Source organism: Paenibacillus sp. FSL K6-0276, from assembly GCF_037977235.1.
In the GTDB taxonomy this organism is placed as follows: domain Bacteria; phylum Bacillota; class Bacilli; order Paenibacillales; family Paenibacillaceae; genus Paenibacillus_AQ.
Genome location: NZ_CP150276.1, coordinates 6027776 through 6050389, shown reverse-complemented (window position 1 = coordinate 6050389; position 22614 = coordinate 6027776). Strand labels below are relative to the sequence as shown.

Annotated in this window: 18 protein-coding genes and 1 pseudogene; 16 read left to right on the top strand and 3 right to left on the bottom strand. The window is 40.2% G+C overall.

Annotated elements, in window-relative coordinates; genetic code table 11:
• Position 1: 1 nt before the first annotated feature.
• Positions 2-328 (bottom strand): hypothetical protein, encoded by a 327-nt coding sequence (locus MHH52_RS28520; protein WP_340005843.1) that lies wholly within the window; start codon positions 326-328, stop codon positions 2-4.
• Positions 329-722: 394 nt separating this feature from the next.
• Between MHH52_RS28520 and MHH52_RS28515 the strand changes: the two genes are divergently transcribed.
• Positions 723-1841: a hypothetical protein gene (locus MHH52_RS28515; RefSeq protein ID WP_340005842.1), complete on the top strand. Its 1119-nt coding sequence runs from the start codon at positions 723-725 to the stop codon at positions 1839-1841.
• 204 nt (positions 1842-2045) lie between these two features.
• Positions 2046-2198: a hypothetical protein gene (locus MHH52_RS28510; RefSeq protein ID WP_340005840.1), complete on the top strand. Its 153-nt coding sequence runs from the start codon at positions 2046-2048 to the stop codon at positions 2196-2198.
• Between the two features lie 43 nt (positions 2199-2241).
• On the opposite strand, the gene MHH52_RS28505 is transcribed toward MHH52_RS28510, so the two are convergent.
• Positions 2242-3483, bottom strand: a complete 1242-nt coding sequence (locus tag MHH52_RS28505; protein WP_340005838.1) for a site-specific DNA-methyltransferase — start codon at positions 3481-3483, stop codon at positions 2242-2244.
• Between the two features lie 129 nt (positions 3484-3612).
• Here MHH52_RS28505 and MHH52_RS28500 point away from each other — a divergent pair, with 129 nt between their 5' ends.
• The 12 genes from MHH52_RS28500 to MHH52_RS28445 all read left to right on the top strand — a co-directional run bounded on the left by MHH52_RS28500 (position 3613) and on the right by MHH52_RS28445 (position 19285).
• Positions 3613-4215 (top strand): hypothetical protein, encoded by a 603-nt coding sequence (locus tag MHH52_RS28500; RefSeq protein WP_340005836.1) that lies wholly within the window; start codon positions 3613-3615, stop codon positions 4213-4215.
• A 100-nt stretch (positions 4216-4315) separates the two neighbouring features.
• A complete protein-coding gene (locus MHH52_RS28495; protein WP_340005834.1) occupies positions 4316-5344 on the top strand; it encodes a ParA family protein in 1029 nt (342 codons plus the stop codon).
• Positions 5341-6210, top strand: coding sequence for an SIR2 family protein (locus MHH52_RS28490; protein ID WP_340005832.1), 870 nt, complete (start codon positions 5341-5343; stop codon positions 6208-6210). The genes MHH52_RS28495 and MHH52_RS28490 overlap by 4 nt, the downstream gene beginning before the upstream one ends.
• 469 nt (positions 6211-6679) lie before the next feature.
• Positions 6680-8902, top strand: a complete 2223-nt coding sequence (locus MHH52_RS28485; protein ID WP_340005830.1) for a hypothetical protein — start codon at positions 6680-6682, stop codon at positions 8900-8902.
• 1103 nt (positions 8903-10005) lie between these two features.
• Positions 10006-11304: a DUF4910 domain-containing protein gene (locus MHH52_RS28480; RefSeq protein WP_340005829.1), complete on the top strand. Its 1299-nt coding sequence runs from the start codon at positions 10006-10008 to the stop codon at positions 11302-11304.
• A gap of 80 nt (positions 11305-11384) precedes the next feature.
• The gene (locus MHH52_RS28475) at positions 11385-13004 is read left to right on the top strand and encodes an AMP-binding protein (protein WP_340005827.1); all 1620 of its coding nucleotides are present in this window, start codon (positions 11385-11387) and stop codon (positions 13002-13004) included.
• The gene (locus tag MHH52_RS28470) at positions 13001-13258 is read left to right on the top strand and encodes an acyl carrier protein (protein WP_340005825.1); all 258 of its coding nucleotides are present in this window, start codon (positions 13001-13003) and stop codon (positions 13256-13258) included. Before MHH52_RS28475 ends, MHH52_RS28470 begins: the two co-directional genes overlap by 4 nt.
• 4 nt (positions 13259-13262) lie before the next feature.
• The gene (locus MHH52_RS28465) at positions 13263-13754 is read left to right on the top strand and encodes a GNAT family N-acetyltransferase (protein WP_340005824.1); all 492 of its coding nucleotides are present in this window, start codon (positions 13263-13265) and stop codon (positions 13752-13754) included.
• A complete protein-coding gene (locus MHH52_RS28460) occupies positions 13751-14530 on the top strand; it encodes an AAC(3) family N-acetyltransferase (protein WP_340005823.1) in 780 nt (259 codons plus the stop codon). Before MHH52_RS28465 ends, MHH52_RS28460 begins: the two co-directional genes overlap by 4 nt.
• Before the next feature lie 907 nt (positions 14531-15437).
• Complete coding sequence (locus MHH52_RS28455) at positions 15438-16502, top strand: sugar phosphate nucleotidyltransferase (protein ID WP_340005821.1); 1065 nt, start codon at positions 15438-15440, stop codon at positions 16500-16502.
• A gap of 97 nt (positions 16503-16599) precedes the next feature.
• A complete protein-coding gene (locus MHH52_RS28450; RefSeq protein WP_340005819.1) occupies positions 16600-17781 on the top strand; it encodes a glycosyltransferase in 1182 nt (393 codons plus the stop codon).
• A 319-nt stretch (positions 17782-18100) separates the two neighbouring features.
• Positions 18101-19285, top strand: coding sequence for a methyltransferase domain-containing protein (locus MHH52_RS28445; protein WP_340005817.1), 1185 nt, complete (start codon positions 18101-18103; stop codon positions 19283-19285).
• 275 nt (positions 19286-19560) lie between these two features.
• Here the strand turns inward: MHH52_RS28445 and MHH52_RS28440 are convergent.
• Positions 19561-19878: pseudogene (locus MHH52_RS28440) on the bottom strand (integrase core domain-containing protein); the annotation flags it as partial.
• On the opposite strand from MHH52_RS28440, the gene MHH52_RS28435 reads away from it, so the two are divergent.
• Both MHH52_RS28435 and MHH52_RS28430 read left to right on the top strand, forming a co-directional pair.
• Positions 19846-20574 (top strand): DUF6707 family protein, encoded by a 729-nt coding sequence (locus tag MHH52_RS28435; protein ID WP_340005816.1) that lies wholly within the window; start codon positions 19846-19848, stop codon positions 20572-20574. The pseudogene MHH52_RS28440 and the gene MHH52_RS28435 overlap by 33 nt on opposite strands.
• Before the next feature lie 231 nt (positions 20575-20805).
• Positions 20806-22365 (top strand): hypothetical protein, encoded by a 1560-nt coding sequence (locus tag MHH52_RS28430; RefSeq protein WP_340005815.1) that lies wholly within the window; start codon positions 20806-20808, stop codon positions 22363-22365.
• The last annotated feature ends 249 nt before the right edge of the window (positions 22366-22614 follow it).

The window sequence follows — 22614 nt, the reverse complement described above, 5'->3', positions numbered from 1 at the left end:
GCTATTCGATATCTGGGAAGAGAAAGGGGTCTTTGAATTGTGTATAGAAAGGTTCAGCAAGCTCGTTTATCCATTTAAGGGCATCGGGTATTGTACCACCATCAAAAATGGGAGGACCCTCTATCCAAAGGTCCTCCCACATTAATTTAGTTTCTTGAGTTGCTTCATTTATGTTTATGAAAATGTCAGTTCCATCAACGTAATCATTCGCTCCGTCTTCATCCGTAGTTCGAAGTATGATTCTGACAGTATGCGTGGGTACGCATATACTTGTGTCTATAGTACTGGGGTGATGAAATTCGGAATAGGGGGCTAAGGATGCTGCCATGATCCAGACGTTCTGTGTGCTTATTCCATGTAGGTCATTGTGGCAAAATCGGTTTTGTAACAGTTCTAGTAAGTGGGTAGTTTGAGTGTGCATATAAGGCTCCTTTAGATATGGAATAGTTATTGGGCAATAGGTTTAATGTTTATTTAGATCTATTTGGTATGTATAAAAGGTCCCCCTTAAAAACAGAATAAGCTATTTGTATACGAACAGCTTTCAAAATAATAATATATATTCCTTTTTTTTGAAGATACATATTTTTAAGTATTCCTACTATTCACTATAGCTATGAATCGTAGAGCAATATGTAATAATTAACATCTTTTTAGTAGATAGAGATAGCATTATACTGTTACAATATATGGAGTAAATAGTAATATTAATAGGAGCTACAATGAGCAGAATTAAGCAAAAAGAGTATGACATCATTATTGAAAAGATAAGACGGAACTATAAAGAAGTCACTTTGGCGGAGTACAAGCTTTTGGTCGAGTTCATATGCGGTAGGTATACAGGACATGACCCTATTCTAAGCACGCTTAGCAACCAGCAATTACGTTTAAACAATGATTATTTTGGCAGATCGTATTATGATTCTATGCAATATAGAAAGCGCTGGGGGCCAAGCTCCAAACACTATATTTTGAGTAATTTATACAAGTCCAGTTACGGTCTCACTTCGGAAAGCAGGAAGAAGATCTTCGTAGAAGAAGAAATGGTGATCTTTCAAGATAACGTGAGTTTCGGCAACAGAACAGGGTTTGCCCTATTCAAATTTTTCGTGAAATCTGATATTCCATACCTTCTGATGGTCCATGAGTATGGATATAACAGTATTACTAACAAGATTGAAGAATTAGTTGCCAAAATAGAAAATGAGTACCTTTCTGATTTTGGGTTCGGGGTTATCGAAGATAACGTGCAAATATATTATAAGGAATCGAAGGATTTTTACGATCAGGTTACCTTGGAAAAAGGATTAAAGCAACCCAATTGGAGAACGTTAGACCCGCATGAACGACAATGGTTTGATCAAACATGGGATTCTATTGAAAGCGAATCCAAGGAAGAGCAAGAGCAGACTACTTTCTTTTTTGAAAAGGGTAAGCAATTTGATGCGTACAACACAATCAAGAACATATTTGCAAATGTCAGAAAAGAGTTATTTATAGTCGACAACTATGTTGACTCTACTTTGTTTCTAATGTTGGAAACTGTAAATCTAGATGTTCGAATAAAGCTTTTGACCTCCAAAATGCAAGGCGATGCTCCTGTTGCAGTAGAAAAGTTCAAAGCCCAGAGAGGCAACTTTGAGTGGTACAAGGCCAAGGATTTTCATGATCGGTATATATTTGCCGACAATGATTGTTATTTGCTCGGTGCTTCGATTAAAGACTTTGCCAACAAAGCAACAACACTGGTGGCTATTAAGGATAAGCAAGTCATTAAGTTAATCAGAACCTATGCGGTAGATAAGTTTACAGAGAGTTCAACAATAAAGGATGAAATATGAATTAAGTAGATTGGTTTTGACAAATTTGTATTTTTAGATTATATTTCCATTATAAGGTGACAAAATCTTTAAGACAGTACATTTTTTTACTGAATTAATATATTTGTGTGTGATATATTACCGAAAATAGTTAAGCTTCTGTTTTTATAGAATGCTTGATTTTTGGAGAAATAACCAATAAATATTTAATTGAGGAGTGAGTAAATGACGAGAAAAACGCGAAGCGACAGTACAGTTGGGGCATTTGAAAAAAAGACAGGTTTACCCCCAGGTACTATCAGAAATGCTGATGGACGTGACACTAGAAGTGATAAACTAATAGGAACTATTAGAAAAGAAGCTGACAAAAAGAAGTAAGATAAGAAAGGTCTCTGGGTTATAATCCAGAGACCTTTCTTATTTATAATTTTGGGAAGATCTCTATTTGTTTAACTGAGGCCGATCGTTTCGAGTTACCATTAGGCGAGTTCTTCAATGTTTCCGGTAACCATTTATTATTTTTAATGCGTATCTTTCTTACTTCGTCTGTGAAAAGTTTATTTTTACCTTCTTGAATATCTTTAATTACCTTTTCATGAAATTCGATATCTCTAAATCGCTCTTGGATAGTATCCACTGGTCCGAGCTCTGACCCGATCCACTTCCGCTTAAGAATTTCACTTACAATAAATGTGGTTCCACTTCCTCCGAAAGGGTCGAATACGGTATCCCCTTCATTTGAGGCCATTGATATTACTCTTTCCAATAATTTCAATGGCAATTCATTACTTGTACGAGTCTTATATTTACTATGCCTAACTGGCGACAGATCGTACCAAATGTCACTCAAATTAATACCTAGTGGATTTAACTTATCTTTATATCCTCCATAGTCTCGAATGTCCCCTCCACAATGCCTACATACTTCAAGTGGGAGTCGCTCTCCATTAAAGGTATTCGGTTTTTCACCCTTTGTATAATAAAGCAATGAATAGTGAGCAGGATATAAACGATTTTGAATAGGCAATCTATATTTTATGTCGGCAGCTATCCAGTGCCTGAAAGTAAGATGCTTGTTTAAGATTTCGGAAATATGCGTACCCCAGACAGGAAGATTCCATATAAATAAAGATCCACCTTCTTTCAACAAATCAACGCAACCTAGTACCCATTCTTCAGTCCATTGTAGGTATTCTGCTTTGGTGAGCTTATCATTCATTCCGGATTCATAACTCTTATTTAAATTGAATGGTGGATCTGCAAAGACTAGATCTACAGATTCACGAGGGAGTGACCTGATGAGCGGAATGCAGTCTTCTTGATATAGCTTCCCTAGCTCTGTTTGAAAAATAGGGTTAAATTTTAAAATCGGTTTCTCTGGCTTCCCTTGTTCATCCACTTTCAGAATATCTAGTATCTGTGATGAGTGTGAAGACAAGAGCTTCATGAGATCGCTATTAATATGGCCAAGCCTAAGTTGAAGTTCTATTTCACTTAAGCCGGTTACAGCCAAAATCTTATCAATATCGCTTCTATTAGGATAAATCATTTCTTCAGCATAATATTTTAGCTTTCTGAAGTTCACTCCGGATTTCTTAGCAAATTCCTTGAGATCGGTATCATTAGTAACATTAAGAGTATTGTAAAAGTTGTTGATATTCATTGTAACCCTCCATAGTTTCTATTGTAACAATTTTTATAAGACAAGTCATTGACAGTATCTGAGCATTGGAGTATTATGTAATCCAGATGGTAATAATAAACATGCGGATCACATAAATGGAGGGATAATATGATAGTTAAACAGATAGTGCCAATAATCGAAAAGGGCGGACCCAACTCAACAAAGATCGAAGAACTCATGCTACAGATTGTGTCTTCTATCGGTCAAATGGAGCACCCAGCAGGTTCGGATCAATTCCTCCTTTACAATGAGAAAAAAGGAAATGGAGTTAAGCCGATTAAAGATACTTTCTTGGTAGATTTATTGCGGTTTAACTGGTTACTGGAACATCGTGTAGATGTTGGAGTAACCAATACGAAGCCAGGGCCTATTGACGCTGTTTATCCTATTGATAATAAATTTTTTGCCGTCGAATGGGAGACTGGGAATATCAGTTCCTCACATAGGGCTATTAATAAGATGGTAACTGGTATATTACGCAAACAATTACTGGGTGGGGTATTAATACTTCCGTCGAGAGAAATGTATGATTACTTGACTGATAGAGTTGGTAATTTTAGGGAACTCGCACCGTATTTTGATGTGTGGCGAATGGCTAATTATGATATCAGCGAAGGCTATTTGTACGTAATTGAGATAGAGCACCATGGATTGACGAATGATCCGGCTTGCAGAATTAGCAAGGGAACAGATGGACGGGCTTTATTATAGGAAGTGTTCTATGAAAATAACAAAGCAAAATAGTATGATTTTTTTCTAATCATATTGTTTATAATTGAAAAGTAATCAATATTAAATGGAGGTGTTATTTTTGAAGGTAATAACCTTTTTCAATAATAAAGGTGGCGTGGGTAAAACAACTCTTGGAGTTAATATTGCTGCATATTTTTCACTACAAATGAAGAAAAGGGTATTAGTTATAGATGTAGACCCTCAAGCAAATACAACACAAATGATAATTCCGGAAGATGAATGGGATTTACTGTATAGTGAGGATAAAAAAGAGATTAAAACATTACATGATTACTTAACACCACTTGTTCAAGGGACACCAGAAATTAACACAGCTCTTTTAAAACCTGCTACAGGAGATAAAAATCGTTTTGGAGTAGATTTAATACCAGGAGATCCTAATATATCGATTGTTGAGGATATTCTTAGTGATGCATGGAATAAAAGTATATCTGGTTCAATAGAAGGTTTTCGTAAAACTAATTGGTTAAATAGTATATTGAATCATTTCGAAGATACATATGATATTGCTTTTATTGATGTTGGACCTTCTTTAGGAGCTCTAAATAGAAGTGTACTGCTCAATTCAGATTATATAGTAACTCCCATGGGGTCAGATATCTTTAGCTTAATGGCTGTTAAGAATATATCCAAATGGATAAGGGGATGGAAAGAGGACTATTCAAATGGCGTTACCTTAATGCAGAGAAGGGGAACACCATATGAAGAGTTTAATATAAATTTGAATGTAGAAAAAGTAAGCAGTCTAATAGGATATTCTGTTCAACAATATGTTACTAAGTCATTTAAAAATGGACGCAGGCCAATCAAGTCTTATGATGCAATAATAAAAGAAATTCCATCTATTATTGAAAATAATTTACAAGAGTTGATTCCTGATAAATTAGATATTGATAAGTTGAATTTGGGCGATGTTCCGTACCTCTATAGCTTAGTGCCTTTAGCTCAATCCAGCAACACACCTATTTTTGGCTTGAAGGCAGCAGACGGAATTAGCGGTTTGCAATATGGGCATGTTGTTAGTTATGAAGAAGCTCTCAAGGGAATTTGTGAAAAAATTTCTGCTAACATGGGGGATTTATTATGATTGATTTTCCACCGAACTTAGTAAGGGAAATTGCTAATAAAAGATCAATATTTTTTATTGGATCAGGAATTTCTGCAAATTCTAAGAGCCAAAATCCACAAGCTGCAATATCAAGCCCCTTAACATGGGGAAGGTTTATTGACGGAGTTAAGGGTTTATTAAATCCGCTCAATCCAGCATTAAGTTATATAGATGATATGATATCTCAAAACGATTATCTTAAGGCATTACAGGCAATAAAAAATCATTGTGATTCGGGACGTTATGCTGATTATTTAAACAAAAATTTTGATGAACCTCATTTTGCTCCAAGTCAAATACATGAATACATCAAAGATATAAATTGCAAAATAGTAATCACAACAAACTTTGACAAAATTTATGAAACGTCATGTGGAACTCATGGATATACAGTTGTAAATTATTTTGACCAGATTAGTAAGATAGTTTCTAATATGAGATCTTCACAGAATTTAATTATTAAAGCTCATGGAACAATCGATGATGTAAACAACATTATTTTCACAGAAAATGAGTTTTTTGAGGCGAGAAGGAAACATCCAGAATTTTATTCTATACTTCAATCACTATTTTTAACTAATACGATAGTATTTTTAGGGTATAGTTTAAATGACCCAGATATAAATCTTTTATTGGAAATTGCTAATAGAACAAAAGTAGAAAGTAATCCTCATTATGTTTTCATGCCGAAAGGTATTAATCAAGAAGTACAAAGACACTGGAAAGACTGCTATAATATAAATATTTTTGAGTATGGTGATGACTATACATATTTAGAAGCGTGTATACAGGATCTGGCAGAGGAAATAAATACTCATAAGGTAACTTTCAATTTGCCGAAATAAGTAAAGTTCTCTAAAATGATTGAGGTTGTTCAACAGGCTCACTAAAGGTACCTTAAGAGGTACCTTTTTTTCTTTTGCTCTAGAATGGCTAAAAAACCGCTGAAGTGTAGCGATTATTAATTACAAAAGTTATGCTCGGTTGATGTGGATAGAAGTGCAGTAACCCTAACGAAGGGATACACCCTCAAAACACCAAGTCTAGCTATTTATATTTCTTTGTTAGACCAAATGTGGTTAAATTATCCATAGCTGTTCTACCTTACATGCAAAATCTTTACCTTAACCGCTCATAGGGCGCGGAAAGTTGCCTCTGCTTGGAGGGTGAGGGTGTGGCCAGTAAGTTCAATCTGAGACATGAAGGAAATAACAAAAGCAAAAGAGGAAAAATAACCCTTTACAATGTTCCTGGTTGTTCCTATAATAAAGACAGGAACAGTGAGGAACAGTGAGGAACATTGGAGGGTTGCGGATGGTTACATATTCGGCAAGGTTGACAAAAAGTGGAGTGAACAGCTGGGCAGTTGAGTTTAGACATCCTGTTCTGAAGGACAGGGAAGGGAAACAAGGAAGGAAGATCAGACGGGGACTCGGAGTTAATGAAGAAGAGTCTCAGGCTGTTGTAAATGACCTAAACCAGATATTGGTTGATCAATCGTATTGGTCACTAAGCGAGCAAAAGAGAGCGGCCAAAGATTTCAGCCCTAAGTCAGTTGATATTTTTTACGGTCAAATGGAAGAGGAACTTACACTTGATCCATGGGATCTAAGGGAAAAGAAAATTAGACTACCTGACCACAAAGATGGTTACTCTCGAGTTATGCTTCTTGGAACTACTGGGGCCGGAAAGACAACGGTTATACGTCAGTTGATAGGTACTGAACCAGATGAGATCAGTTTCCCAGCAATTTCTGCAAGTCGAACAACAACCTGCCATACCGAGTACGTATTCTCTGAGGGAAAATGGTATGGTGTTGTAACATTTAATTCACAAGCTCAAACAATAAAACTAATTGAAGAATGTGTATGGGAAGCTTTCAGAAGGGCCGTTTTAGGAGAAAATGAAAAAACTATAGCAAAAGCTCTATTATCTCACCCTGAGCAACGATTTCGGCTAAGTTACTTCTTGGGGCAATTTCGCACAACAAACCGTATTCATATAAAAGATTCTGCTCAGTCGGAGGAGATTCCATATCCTGATCAACAAGAGTTACAGGCGGATCTTGACTATATAATTAATGAAGTTCGGTCTTTGGCGGAGGAGGCAAAGGCTCAATGTCCCCCAGAAGGGGATGATATTGATGAGGTTATTGACCTTCTTTATGATGTTTGGGTTCGAGAGGACACAGAGCGTTTTAATGATGTGGTACAGCACATCTTAGTATTAATTAAAAAACGCTTTGATGTTATTGACCGTGGCTCATTGTATCGGGATACACGAGGCTGGCCTGAATATTGGTATCACGAATCAGAGGATAAAGCGCAAATACTAAAGACAATGAGATGGTTTGCAGGAAACGAAGGAAGGAGATTTGGCCAATTACTTGCACCTATTGTAAATGGGGTCCGTCTCCAAGGGCCGTTTAAGCCAAGTTGGTGGGAGGACGATAGTTCTCCACGAATGGTGCTAATCGACGGGGAGGGAATCGGTCATGACTCAAACATTACTACGAGTATCCCAATGGATGTTACTGCCCGATTCAAGGAGTCTGACGCAATCATACTTGTAGATAACGCAACTCAACCAATGCTTGATATTCCAAAAGTTATTCTGCGAGAGGCTGTATCTCGAGGGCAGTTGGACAAATTAATGGTTACGTATACTCGATTTGATCAAGTTCAAGGTTCCAACATGGTTGACGATGAAGACCGAATTGATCATGTGATGGGTATTCAAACCGGGGCCATTGAGGCTATGCAGGAAGCTTATAATTTAAACTCAGGCATGATCCGTCAATTGAGAGATCATCTTGCCGATCTAACATTTTTCTTTCCTAATGCAAACGAACTTCAAAGTCCACCTGAAGAGCTTGTCACTGAAATGAATCGATTTATTGAAGCTTTGGAAAGTAAATCGAGTAAAACACAGCTACACTCCACAAATGGGGATAACTCCTTCCCCGAATATGAGTTTGGAAGGCTAGTTCTTGTTATAAGCGAGACAGAGGAGCTCTTTATGCAGAAGTGGCTTGGGCTTTTCGGGCTGAGAGCTTCCTTATTTCCAAAACAGCATTGGATGCGTATTAAAGCCTTATCTAATCGCCTAGCGAACTGGCCCAAACTGGCCGAGTACAATGATTTGAAGCCAGCAGATGACTTGGCTAGCTATTTAATGCAAAGGGTAAATGAATTTCTTTACACTCCGAAAGCATGGTCAGCCACCATTCCTGATCAAGATAAAACAAGAATTGTGCAAAAGTTGTCTAGTCTGATTTCAGATAAGATTGATGAGCTAATTTACAAGCGGATGAAAATTGATAACCATACACAATGGATTATGGCGTATAACTTTAGAGGGGCTGGATCTACATTCCAAAGAGTGAGCGAATGTAGGAGCATTTTTGAAAAAGTAATTCCTCAACCTAGGATTTCGTATGATACTGCTTCTGGTGACTTATTGGACGAGATTAAGGCAATTATCGTTGAGGCTGTAGATGAAATCAAAGCAGAGGGTACTTCGATTGAGTCATTGTAATTTATGAGGCTATTACGAAGAAAAGTGGGGACAACTGAATCCTAATTAATGTAATGGTTTGGACAATTCTCAATGCACTAAAATTTAGCTGCGAGCGCTTACACATGAAGTTGTTTTTTGTAATATGTTAATTGTGAAGGACACCCGTTGGGGTGTCCTTCATTTCGCCCTATAGATGTTACGGTGAGCCGTATCATAAGTAAGGCGAAATTTTATTCATAAAAAACCAAATGACCGAGTGGAATCAGACTGAGGTGTTATTTCACCTGTGGACTGGTAATGGATGAGTTGTTTAAACTGACGCTTAAATAAGCTGCGAAGCTGGTCTGATAACAAGCTCGGTTACATTCACACCATCCGTCTACTCGATGGCGTAGGCTACGGAGCGGGCGATGGCGGAGATTGCCTAAGGGCGGATCCTGAACGAATGGCAAATAGAGCATTCCACCGATAAATATGCTGCCTCTAATTTTGATTAAGTCTGTCAAAGTTGAAGCATTTCACTAAATAGACTCAGATGGTTGGCTTTATAGCTAAATAAAGTTCAGCCCTTGCAATATACGACATATCATCGCTGGCATCTCCGCTTTGAAATTGCCAGATGGGTCACCCTGGATAATGTGCATATTCAAATGCAGTTAATCCATAAGTGCCGCCCAATGAGGGCTCCGAAGTGACAAATACCGAGATGTTTTTCGGCTGAGCAGTATGGGCTTGAACCAACGAGAATTACACCAAGTCTTCTCGGTTTGCCTTTATCCAATAGAATCGTAAAGCTGAATTGTATCATAAGTAGGATCAAGTTTTATTCGTTAATGTGGGTAGAAAAGTATTAAATACGGACTGTGTTATATGGTTCTTATCCAAAATGTTTCTCGGAAAGAATATGCTAACTCTTTCTTTAATGGTAGAGAACTATTATCTTTAATTTACGGGAAATAGAAATCTGTTGATTATACTATATAATAGAAATAAATCGATAAATTGTGATAGAGGATTATTCATGTAAATGTAATAACAATATATGAATAACGAACTCTATATCTCAAAGATCGACAACTTCTATATGTATTGAGGCAATACAATGAAAAGGAGATATAAATGTGAAAACTAGTGAACATTTTAACAGCAATGAAGGGCTATCCATGTATAAGTTGATGGAAAAATTATATCCAATCTGCCGTAGTATTACTGGAAATGGCGTTAGGGAAACATTGAGAATAATTCAAGAAGAAATCCCTTTGACCATTCATGAAATCCCTTCCGGAACAAAAGTATTTGATTGGGAGATTCCCAAGGAGTGGAATGTTAGAGACGCCTATATAATGGATAAAAACGGGAATAAAGTAGTTGATTTCCAAGAAAATAATTTACATTTGGTTAGTTATTCCATCCCTGTAAATAAGGAGCTCACTCTGGAGGAACTGCAAAAGCATTTATATTCACTGGAAGAGCAACCAGATGCAATACCATACATAACTTCATATTATAAGGAACGTTGGGGATTTTGTATAACCTATAACCAAAGAAAACAACTTAAGGATGAAACATACCGAGTATACATTGATAGTGAATTGAAGGAAGGGAATCTAACTTATGGTGAGTTAATTATTCCTGGAAAGTGCGAAAAAGAGGTATTCTTATCTACATATGTATGCCATCCATCTATGGCTAATAATGAGTTATCGGGGCCTGTTGTTACAACATCACTAGCCAAGTGGATCTTGAGTGCTAACAGAAAATATACTTATCGGATTATTTTTATCCCTGAAACTATAGGATCCATAGCTTATCTAAGTAGAAATATGGAAATTATGAAGGCAAATATTATTGCTGGATATAATATTTCGTGTGTCGGTGATGAACGAGCCTATTCGTATCTTTGTTCACGAAATGGAAATACATTAGCGGATCGAGTTGCATTAAATATTTTAAAATCGTCTCAACCGGAATTTATAAGCTATTCGTATCTCGAACGTGGAAGTGATGAAAGGCAATATTGCAGTCCAGGCATAGATCTACCTGTAGCGAGCATTATGAGGTCAAAATTTGGAGAGTACCCTGAATATCATACGTCATTAGATAATATGGAGCTTGTTACGGCGAAAGGTTTACAGGGAAGTTTTGAAATCTATAAGGAATGCATTGAATTAATTGAAAAGAACACAAAATATAAAATTAAATGTTTTGGGGAGCCTCAATTAGGAAAGAGGGGATTATATCCAACCCTCAGTACTAAAGAAACAGGTAAAATAGTTCGGGATATGATGAACTTTATTGCTTATGCAGATGGGGAACGGGATTTAATTCAAATAAGTAATATTATTCAAGTAAAAATAAAAGAGCTCTACAAGATTGTCGATAATCTATATGAGAATGATTTGTTATCAAGTGATGATTAAGTCCTATTAAAGATACCTTAATTCTCCTACAATTGTAGATTTTATCGGTGCGTAATTTTTGTACGAGAAAGGACAATTCAATGAATCAAAACATATCATGTGTAGGTGCCAAAGAGGATTGGTTAGGAGCTGGCTTTTGGAGATCAGCTGAACGCTTTCATGACAGGCCTGCTTTAGTTGTGCAAGATCAGGTTTACACATATACTCAACTTGGTGACAAAGCAATACAACTGGCACAATTAATAGAAAAGGTTGAAGCGGGGGAAGAGCAAGAAATGGCGGCCTTGTTTGCTGCACGCAGCCTAACTGCTTATTCAGGGATTTTGGGAATATTGACCTCAGGACGTGGCTATGTGCCGCTTAATCCTAAATTTCCTCTGGAGCGAACACTTTATATGTTGGAAGCTTCAAAAGTGACGACTATTATTGTGGGAGTTGAGGCATTTGAACTCCTTTTGAAATTGATACCCTTTGTAAATCGTCGTCTTAACATCATTGTACCCTTCATGGATCATAAAGAGATCCCAATTGATGTGTTAGACTGCAACCATCGATTCTTCGGTAAAGAGAATTTGCAGGAAGGCAATGAGTTGTGGAGCCCGTTATCATGCCAGCCTGAGAAGGTAGCCTATCTGTTGTTCACTTCAGGGAGTACGGGAAATCCAAAAGGTGTGCCAGTTAGCCACCGTAATGTAACTTCCTATTTGCAGCAGTTTATTAAATCGTATCATTTCAATGAAACTGACCGCTTCTCTCAAATGTTTGACATGACTTTCGACCTCAGTGTACATGATATGTTCGTTTGTTGGGAGAGTGGAGCCTGTCTACATACAGTTCCAGAACAAGCGGTAATGTCACCTGCAAAGTTCATCAAGGACCAGGAGCTGACAGTTTGGTTCTCAGTCCCATCAGTCCCTATATTCATGCAAAAACTAAGGTTGCTTAAAGGTAATGTGTTTCCAACTCTTCGTTATAGTTTCTTTTGCGGTGAAGCCCTTCCTCAAGGTGTTGCCGAGGTTTGGCAGGAAGCAGCAAACCACTCGATTGTAGTAAATTTATATGGTCCTACTGAGGCAACTATTGCAATATCACAATATCATTGGGATTTGGGGTACTCTCCTAGTGAATGTGTACAAGGATTAGTACCTATTGGACGTGTTTTTCCAACACAGGAGTGGAGAATAATTGGTGAGGACCTTCGCGAAATGCTAGTTGGTAATGCAGGCGAATTACTTTTATCTGGAACGCAAGTGACTAGAGGATACCTTAACGACGATGAGAAGACTAAGCAAGCATATATAACGTTTCCTAATGAAAACAAAAAAGTTTGGTATAGAACTGGCGACATTGTGATGCGTGACGAATCGAACAATCTATATTACTTAGGGCGTAAAGATAATCAACTTCAAATATTGGGCTACCGTGTAGAAATTCAGGAAATCGAGCATGTTCTTCTTACAACTGGAGCCACATTTGCGGTTGTGGTTCCATTACTGTTAGATAATAACAAGGCTGAGGGAGTATATGCCTTTTTACCAAAGGAAGAAGAAGCAAATTACTTAGAAATACTTAACTATTGCCATAAAAAATTGCCTGAATATATGATACCTAGGAAGTTGTTTTTTGTTGAAGAGCTCCCACTAAATGCAAATGGGAAAATTGATCGCAAACAGTTGATTAAACAATTGGAGGTATTATGATGACCGTAAAATACGAAGAAGTTGAAAATTATATATATAATATTTTACAAGATAGACTAGAACTTTTCGGGATTACACGTGGGGATTTTACCGACTCGTTTCAACTACTACCTGGTGTTATTGACTCCATTGGTTTTATAGAGTTAGTCGCTCAAGTAGAGCAAAACTTCGAAGTGGAAATGGACTTTGAGCATTCTGATCCTGAGCAGTATACAAAACTTGCAGGATTTATCAAATGCATTAAGGGGTTTTAGCCACATGGAGAACATTCAATACCTTGAGCTTTTAGCTACAGGTCCATTAATAGAACAAACTGAAAATTTGTTTGTTCGTATGTACGCTTATATGAATGAGAACGGACTGCTACTCCCATTAGTGCCCGGTGGTGAGAAAATGTGGTCAAAATCAATATTGCCAATGCTGGGTAAGTTTGGCGTTGTTTGGGTAGCTCATAATGGGAAGGATTCAATTGGTTTCGCACAAGGGACGATCAAAGTGCTTCCTAACTATTTAGGAGGAAAAAAAGTCGGTATTATTTCACATGTTTTTGTGAACTCGGATATGCGCAAACACGGTATAGGGAGTGAGCTCGTAAGTAGAGTCGAGGAGTGGTTTGTTGCGCAACAGGTAGATTCAATTGAGCTACAGGTACTTTATCAAAATGAAAATGGACGTGACTTCTGGAACAAGAATGGTTATGAATATGAGGTATGCCAAATGCGTAAGTTTATAATGGGAGCTTCCAAATGAAAAAGTTTACGAATGAGGATTTTCTGCAAGCCTTACAAGCAGCTAATGTGTACTCCGGAGATATGGTGTTTGTCCATAGCTCCTTGTTTCAATTGGGTAGGATGGAAGGCTGTCAGCCTCAGGAGATACCAGCCCAGTTATTACGTCTGTTACTTGACTATCTAGGGAGCGAAGGGACAATTGTAGTCCCGACTTTTAACTTTGGATTTATACAAGGATTGACGTATAATCGTCAGCAAACTTCATCCGAAGGAATGGGAGTGTTCTCAGAGGTTGTACGTCTACTGCCTGAAGGCCTTCGAAGCTGTCATCCACTTCAGTCAATCGCGGCGGTTGGACGACTTGCTGAGACGATTACTACTCCAGATACTAGTTCCTCATTTGATGCGAATGGTGCTTTTGGTCTAATGCTGGGTCTTGGCGCAAAAGTACTCTTGCTTGGAGCACCAATTCAGGCGGCCTCTCTAGTTCATTACGTTGAGGAACGTTTAGAAGTCCCATATCGACAATGGAAAATTGTCAGCGGTAACTATGTTGATAATGGAGAGGAAATGAAGCGTACATATAAATTCTTTGCACGCGATCTAGAACTCGATCCTCGTTTAAATTTAGAACCTATAGAGACCTGGTTAACGGAACGAAATCAATTTTATAAGGTACCGATGGGTAATGGGTATGTATCACAATGTGCATTTTCTGATTTTGTGGACGTAGTTTCTGAGCACTTAATAGATAATCCTTATTGTTTAATTAACTCAATGAAGACGAATCACTAGCACGAGATAGCATTAAAAGATGATGGGTAATTCGTTTGTCTATTTACTAGCCCATTAACTTGCAAGAGTAAAGATCCATATGCATTACGCTGGCCAGATACAGTCAGTTCTTAATGATTTATGCAAGCGAAATAAAAGTTAGAAATAGCCGATGCATACGATAAGGTGTTAGTTCAGATCGATCTGTTATGTCATTCTTAATGACATAACGGATCGGTCTTTTGTTGTTTTTTTAGGTGAATAACAGATCCATTATGTGTTTAGTTATCTTTTAGGTTAGCCTCTTTGATTTCGCTTTGTAGATGATACGGTGAACCGTATCATAAGTAGGGGCAAGTTTTTTTAGGGGTGGGCCCTCAAGGGAGCGCTCCATTCTTTTTTGTAGTTGTAGATGATAAGTGCTGCAAACAAAACTGTCACTCAGTGGTGGCGATTAGAGAAGCATCGTTATTAGCAGGCTACAATGATGTTAGCCACTTTGTAGCTACCTTTCGCAAGAAAGAGGGGAATTACTCCAGCGAAGTATAGGGAACTACACCTTTCCACCCAAGCTGGCGACTAATTTGCAGAGAGATGATGACCAATCTGATCGCAGATGTACTTTAACCGTAGCATTCCAATGACCGGTTGCATGAGCTGAATAAAAAAGAACCCGGCAGGCTTTGAACTAAACCGTGACTCGTAAGATGGAAACTTTAAAAAAGTGACCCTCCTACGGGTCATTTGTATTTTAATCTAATGATCAGAAAAAGTGGATGACGAATATATGCCTTCCGGATCATAGTTTAATAGGTTATTGCTGCTTAATATATACCCAAGCTCTCTCAATAGCTTGTGCATAAAGTATATAATAGCTATTTGCAACAAGTCTCGCAGTTTGCAAATTTAATGAGTAGGGGGGACGTTTATGAAAGGACTAATCTTGTGCGCCGGCCGGGGGACGAGACTGCAGCCTTCGACTTATACCAAACCAAAGTGCATGCTGCCTGTTAACGGGGAGTATATTCTTGTCTCAATCATTAACAAACTCGTTGCGGCCGGAATTACCGATATTGGAATCGTAGTGAACCCTTCGCAAGGAGAGATCCAGGAAATGATTGGGGATGGGGAGCGGTGGAAGGCCACTTTAACCTTTCTGCTGCAAAAAGAAGCTAAGGGACTGGCGGATGCGGTCAAAAGCGCGCAGCCTTTTGTGGAGGATTCCTCTTTTTTATTGATGCTTGGCGATAATTTGTATGAAGGTGATCTAGAGCCATTGATCCGATCACTGGATGCAGATCAATCTGCAGCTTCGATACTGCTTCAGCGGGTCAATGAGCCCCGTCAATTCGGTATTGCCGTGATTGAAGAGGGGAAGATCGTCAATTTGGAAGAGAAACCCCGTGACCCGAAATCGAATTTGGCTATTGTCGGCGTGTATGCTTTGACTGCAGCCATCTGGCCGGCCATTGAGAAACTTACGCCTTCACCCCGGGGTGAATACGAGCTAACGGATGCCATTCAAGGGGTAATTTCAGAAGGCGGGCATGTTGCGTACAGCATAGCGACTGCACCCTTTTTTGATATTGGAACCCATGAACGCTGGCTTGAGGCGAATCGGTACCAGATGGACCATGATCCAAAGAACGTCGTGATGCCGTCCTGCAATAACACCTCGGTTCAGTGGATCCCTCCGGTTAGGGTCGATCCGACCGCCCGTGTAAAGAACAGTATCATTGGACCTCATGTGTATATTGGTCCGAATAGCGTCGTCGAACATTGCATTCTAACCAATAGCATTTTGACGGATCAGGTGTGGTTGTCCCATGTTCATGCGGAGGGGAGTGTTTTTGGATCAGATGTTCATCTGGTTGAACAAGAAATTCAGGAGCAGCCTGCCCGTCATATCCTGGGAGATCGTGCAACGGTTACAAGAATCTGTCCTGACTGGCAGAACGATTCACAATTAAATCGGATCCGTACCGGGGATTAGTCCAATCCATTCACTGGGGTAATCACATACACTTAGAGTAGTCTAATGCATAAGGCGGCTATGCAAAAATACTTTTAAGGGTAGGTGATCCTTGAAAATGATTGAGTTGGTTTTGACGATCAACGATAAAGACGGGAGCTACACGGAGCATGCGGGTGTTGTTCTGGCATCAATTTTTTCCAATACCCAGCAAACAATTAATGTGCACATTGTGCATGATGATTCCTTAGGTGAAGAAAACAAGGGTAAACTCAGCCAGTTGGTGGATCTATTTCATCACAACATCTTTTTTTATCATGTTACAGTTCCTGGGGATATGCATGAAGTTGCTGCCGGCGTGCACAAGATCGACTATTGGACAATAGCTAGTATGTACCGTTTGTTGCTTCCGCTATTTATTCAGACCGACAGGATTATTTATATGGACTGCGACATTTTGGTCAATATGGATATTAACGAATTGTGGAGCATCGACCTGGGAGAACGGTATTTGGGCGCAGTGCTGGATCAAGGCCAAAATTTGCTGGAGTACTTTACTTCACTTGGCCTTAGTGCAGAGCTGTATTTTAACTCAGGCGTGATTCTGTTTCATCTGGACAATATCCGCAATAAACAGACCTGGTATGAAGAAATGCTCCATTTCTTGCGTAGCTATCCAACGATGACCATGCCTGATCAGGATGTTCTGAATTCTGTTTATAGCTCCAACTATTTGCAAATGGATCAGCGCTTTAATACGTTCGCGCATGCTGAACTCGAGTTAGAGAACAAAATTGTTCACTTCGCCGGGGACAACAAATGGTGGGATAACGATTCACCCTCAGCACCGCTATACGCTAAATTCCTTGCCATGACCCCGTGGGCTAGAGAACTTTCATCAGAGCCGGTTTACGAGCCGGAGCAGGCCAACATCGCGCCTGAGCCGCCCGCTCCAGAAATTCAGCCTGTAGCAATACAGCTACCGGAAAACCCGGTCCCTGAAGTGGTAGCCCCGGCCCCGGAGAACATTCCCGTAAAGCCGCACAGATGGAAACGCCGCAGATCGTTACGGTTACGGATAAGACGTAGACTGAAATTGAGACTGAGAAAGAAAAGAATGATCCGCGCCAAATACCGTTCAATAAAGCGGTTAAAACTGATCAAGCGTCTACATGTAAAGAAGAAAAAAGCACTACAAATGAGAAAGAAGAAACTGCAGCTGGTCAAAAAAAAGAGCAAACATGTGATGAAAATGGTACCTCCGAAAAAAAGCACATACCATTTGAAGCGTACCTCATAAGGGTCTATGAGAGCGATCCGCTCGGTGATTCGGGTGGATCGTTAGAGTTAGGGTGTTAGACAAGTCTTTAGTAGACTATTGCTAAGAAGCTGAGACAAAGACCCGCGAATTCGTTCTTCTGCAAAACTTGCCGCTTCAGCCAGCGCGGGGAACCGTATCATAAGTAGGGCGAAGTATCTAACCATAAAGGATGCCTTATTTCGAAGCCCACTCTCCTAGGAGATGGGTCTTTCTTGTTTCACATAAATCTCTTGCAGGTAACGTAACCAGATATACTAGGTTTAACGTTACTAGTTGTAAACGGGAGGGGGGAGTAAACATGAAGGAAACTACATATTTCACGACTGGACAGTTGTCTAAGTTGACGGGATTAACGCTTCGAACCTTGAGGTATTACGACCAGATAGGACTATTGACTCCAGACAAAGAGCATACAGGAGCTGTTCGAAGGTACGGAGTGGATGACCTAAGACGGCTGCAGCAAATTCAGACGCTGAAGTATGTGGGGTTGTCACTGGATGAGATCGGGGATCTTCTGGCTGCGGAGGCCGGTTTAGGTTGGAAGATTCGGAACTCGCTTCTTGCTCAGTTGGATGTGGTGCGGCAGAAGATGCTCCATACCGAGAATGTCGTGAAGGTGATCCGAGGGGTGTTGGAGGACGCCGACGGGTTAGGCGAGGGGGGATGGAACCATCTGGCGGACATTATTCAGGCCGTACAGACGGAGCAGAAGTGGGGGGAACAGTATCGGAATGCATCTCGGTTACAATCCAGAATACACCTCTATGACCGATTCTGTACCAATCCACACGGATGGCACAAATGGGTATTCGATCAGCTTGGGCAGGAGCCGGATGTTCATTTGCTTGAGCTAGGCTGCGGAGACGGTTCCTTGTGGCTATGCAATGCTGATCGTATTCCGAAGAGTTGGCGCATCACGTTAACGGATGTGTCTGAAGGAATGCTGGAGGAGGCGCGGAGCCGCCTCAAAGGCTTGCCCCAATTTAAGTTCTTGTTGGTGGACGCGCAAGAAATTCCTTTCCATGACGGACAATTCGATAAAGTAATCGCCAACAATATGCTCTACCATGTGCAGAATATTCAGCGGGCTATCCAGGAAATACACCGTGTCATGAAACAAGACGGCCACTTCTACGCCACGACGATGAGCTTGCGGCACCTGCAGGAGGTGGTGCAACTGGGGACATCTTATGACCCGGGAATGGAGGTACTGGACCGCGTCATTGAGAATTTTCATCTGGACAATGCGGGCGGGCTGCTCTCGCCCTTTTTCCGTGAGGTTGAACCGTTTATTTATGAGGACAGCCTAAGAATCACCGAAGTAGAACCTCTGATTGACTATATGATTTCTACTCCCATGAATGCACGGTTACGACTGCAGGGTCATGTATTGGATCAATTTCGAGCCTATGTTGAGGAAATCCTAAAGCGTGAAGGCGTCCATTATTTTCCATATTGTGATATTATAAATGAGTTGAGTTAATACGAATGGTCATTTTAGCAGAAATAATAAATTAAATGTTTAGAATTGAGAAATTGAAGATTCCCTTCGGAAGTGTCTGCTTACTTAAGGTCGAACATCGTTGAATCTAAGATTTAGCTTGCCAAAGTTCAACACGATTAATATTATCTGGAGCTAGATGATCGGGACAAAAGAGCTTATTGAACTTATTTAACAAGAAATGAGTAGTTTTGAAACATTATGGTGCTATACGATGTCAAGACAGTTATTTTGATATAGTTAAGGTGTGAAAGGATTCACATGACCTTGTGGATAAGGACGGCTTCTTTGTTATACACAGCAGAAGGTGTATGGTTTTGAAGCGATTGATGGGGCAAGTAGTGGTTGTGAAGATGGATGTAGCCCTTCACAACCTGCCGGGTCTCCCGCGGACTTTTATAGTCACGGAGATAGATTTCATTGTATTTCAAGCTGCGCCAGAATCGCTCAATCACGATGTTATCCTTCGCCCGCCCTTTGCCGTCCATGCTAATACGTACTTCTTTCTCCTTCAAGAGGTCGATATATTTAGGGCTCGTGAAATGGCTGCTTTGATCGCAGTTCACAATGGCTGGCTTCTGCCTGGCGAAGGCCGGTTGCATGGTCTCAAGGATGAATCCGATCTCCAGACTTTGGTCGAAATTTTATATACTGAAAGGAAAGTAAAAATGGATACGCAAATTTTTGAACAAATAATGGAGCAATGCCCTAAAAAAAAGGTTGTAAGCTTATGTAAAAAATTGATAAAAAAATGCTCTTTTAAAAGCGGTGCAGATATCCAAAATCTTAGTCATCTTGCTTATTGGCTTTATGTACATGGTGAGCCTCAGCTATCTTTAAAATGCATTTCATTTACTCATGATGTAGTTTTTGATCAAAATTACAATGTTTGGGACTTTATTCATGCTATGTGTGGACTGGAAATTCGACTTTTAAAAGAACAGAATAAACTTGATGAGGCACAGAAAATAATTGAAATAATTAATAATCATTTTCTAACGCCCACTAAAATCGGTACACCAGAGGATACAAAAACAAGAGAAGCAAAACGTCGTGAAAGGTTTACTTATGAAAGTGTAATTAGAAAAGAAAATATCGAAAGAGATTTACAAGACAATGATATTAAAAGTGCAAATGAGTGGAGATTTATTGCACTGTTTGGCATGATTGGCAATACCGAAACCGGACTGTATCCAAATTTAAATGAACGTAAAGATGAAATTGAGCAAAAGATTACTGAATACATTACTGAATTAACTAAAATAAAGTAACTGTTCAAAATAAAAAGAACGAAACCGCTGCGCGGTGGAGAATCAACCGAATAAGTAGCACAACCGAGAATCCTTTCATTGCAGCATTCCAAGGGTGCGGAAAGTGAGTGGATACATAAATTCTATTGGTCTGTTACGGTGACTTGTTATGGGAAATGGAGAAGTACAGGGAGTGTGAACGTTGGCTTCAGCTTGCCATTGACCGCATTCGAACACTGAAAGGAGTAACATATGTCGATACAACCAGGTGATGTATTCGGATTCTGGAATCCGCAATTGAACGCTTATGTCGCAAGTCAGATTACGCATATTGTGCCGGCAGACAAACCGGACGAAAAAGACAGCTATGCTGCATTGATGCTGCATTGGACCGGGAGGGAGCTTCCTTCCATTGATCAGCTGAAACAGGTAATGCCGCTTGTGATCAATTTTTATTTTTGGAGTGATCATCTGGATCATCTCATTAGTGCAGGTCCGATTCATCCGGAGTTTACCTATATTGGAAATTTTGAGATCCTTGTGGAAGAGCAGCCGAGAAGCTACGGAGAATGGAATCGTGGGAGCAGGCTGTATTGTCAGCTACAGTGGGAACGCATTCCAGAGAACAAACGACATAACTTCAAAGCTGCCAGCAAGGCAGATAGCAGCCAGCAGGTGGAAATTGCCGGAGTCATGGTGCGATGGGGCACCCGATCGCTTTCTCTGGACCGTATCCCGGACCTAACCGACTACACGGAATTGGATCGTCTGCCTTGTCTGACATCCTTGACTGTTTTCGATTGGAGCTCTGCACTGGAGAACTATGTAAGAACGCATGATTTTATCTACAAGCTGGAGCTGGAACTCAAGACAGCCGTGGAACGGATTGATTTGCAGCACACGCTCATCACAGAAATCACAATGAAGCCGCAAAACATCCATGAGCTGCTTGCTCCTAACGACATGGATCGGATGACGTTTGAAGGAAGTTTGCAGCATGATGTTTATATCAAGCACGAGCGGGAAGGGCGCGGTATCACGCTTCGATTGAATGGCGAGGCGGTGAAGTCCTATCGTTTCTTGTGGGGTCTCAAGCATTTGTCTGTGCTGGAGCTGTACTCTGCCGATGACATCGATCTGGGAGACGTCATCGATCGGTTTCCTTCGCTACAGAGCTTACGTATGTGGGGCAAGCCAGGCTACATCCGTGGTATGGAGCAGCTGTACAAGCTCGAACAGCTTCAAATGCTCACGACGGTGGACATGTTTGGCTTTTCAGGCGAGCATTTTCCACATCCGCATCAGTTGCCTCAGCTGAACACGTTGTGGTTGACCAGCTTGCCGGATGATGCTGCCAAGACGATCAAGCAAGCCTACAAACAAGCAGCGAAGCAAGGTCTGGATTTGTCCATTCGCCAACCTCGCAAGCCGGAATGGCTAGCCGATAATCTCGATAACCCTTTTCGGGCGTGGGACGGTCGAGAAGGAATTACACCTGCACAAGCGAAAAAGGCTGCCTCGCTGTATAAACAGATACGCGGGCAACTGCGGGAGTTTGCGGCTCAGGCGCAAACAAGTGATATGTCCTCCCAGGACGTGCAGCTGCAGCTCGAACACATCTTTTCCACCTATATCGAAGGGTTCAACAAACTAGACAAGCGCAAGTTGTTTATTTTTACTGAGGAACGAGAGGAGATTTTTGGTGCCGTAACTCCGCTTATATCCGGGCTTGTTAAGGAACTGCAGGCGATTCAGATCGAAATTGATGAACATGCGCTGTGGGAATATACTGACCAACTCCGCGATTTTTGATCCGAACAAAGAGTGCTGTCCGTATTGGAGAAAAAATGAGACGGATTAAATTAACAACAACCTCTCTCTCTGAATTGAATTGAATTGATCATAGTACTAAGGAGCTGACCGCGACAGCTCCTTTTCGCATTTTTCGCCGATAACTCGTTAAGCTGAACCTTATCATAAGTAGGGCGAAATTTTGGACTTAATCTCTTGCATGGTGTGATTTTGATGTATCGGTCCAATACGGAGCTAACCAGCCTGAAT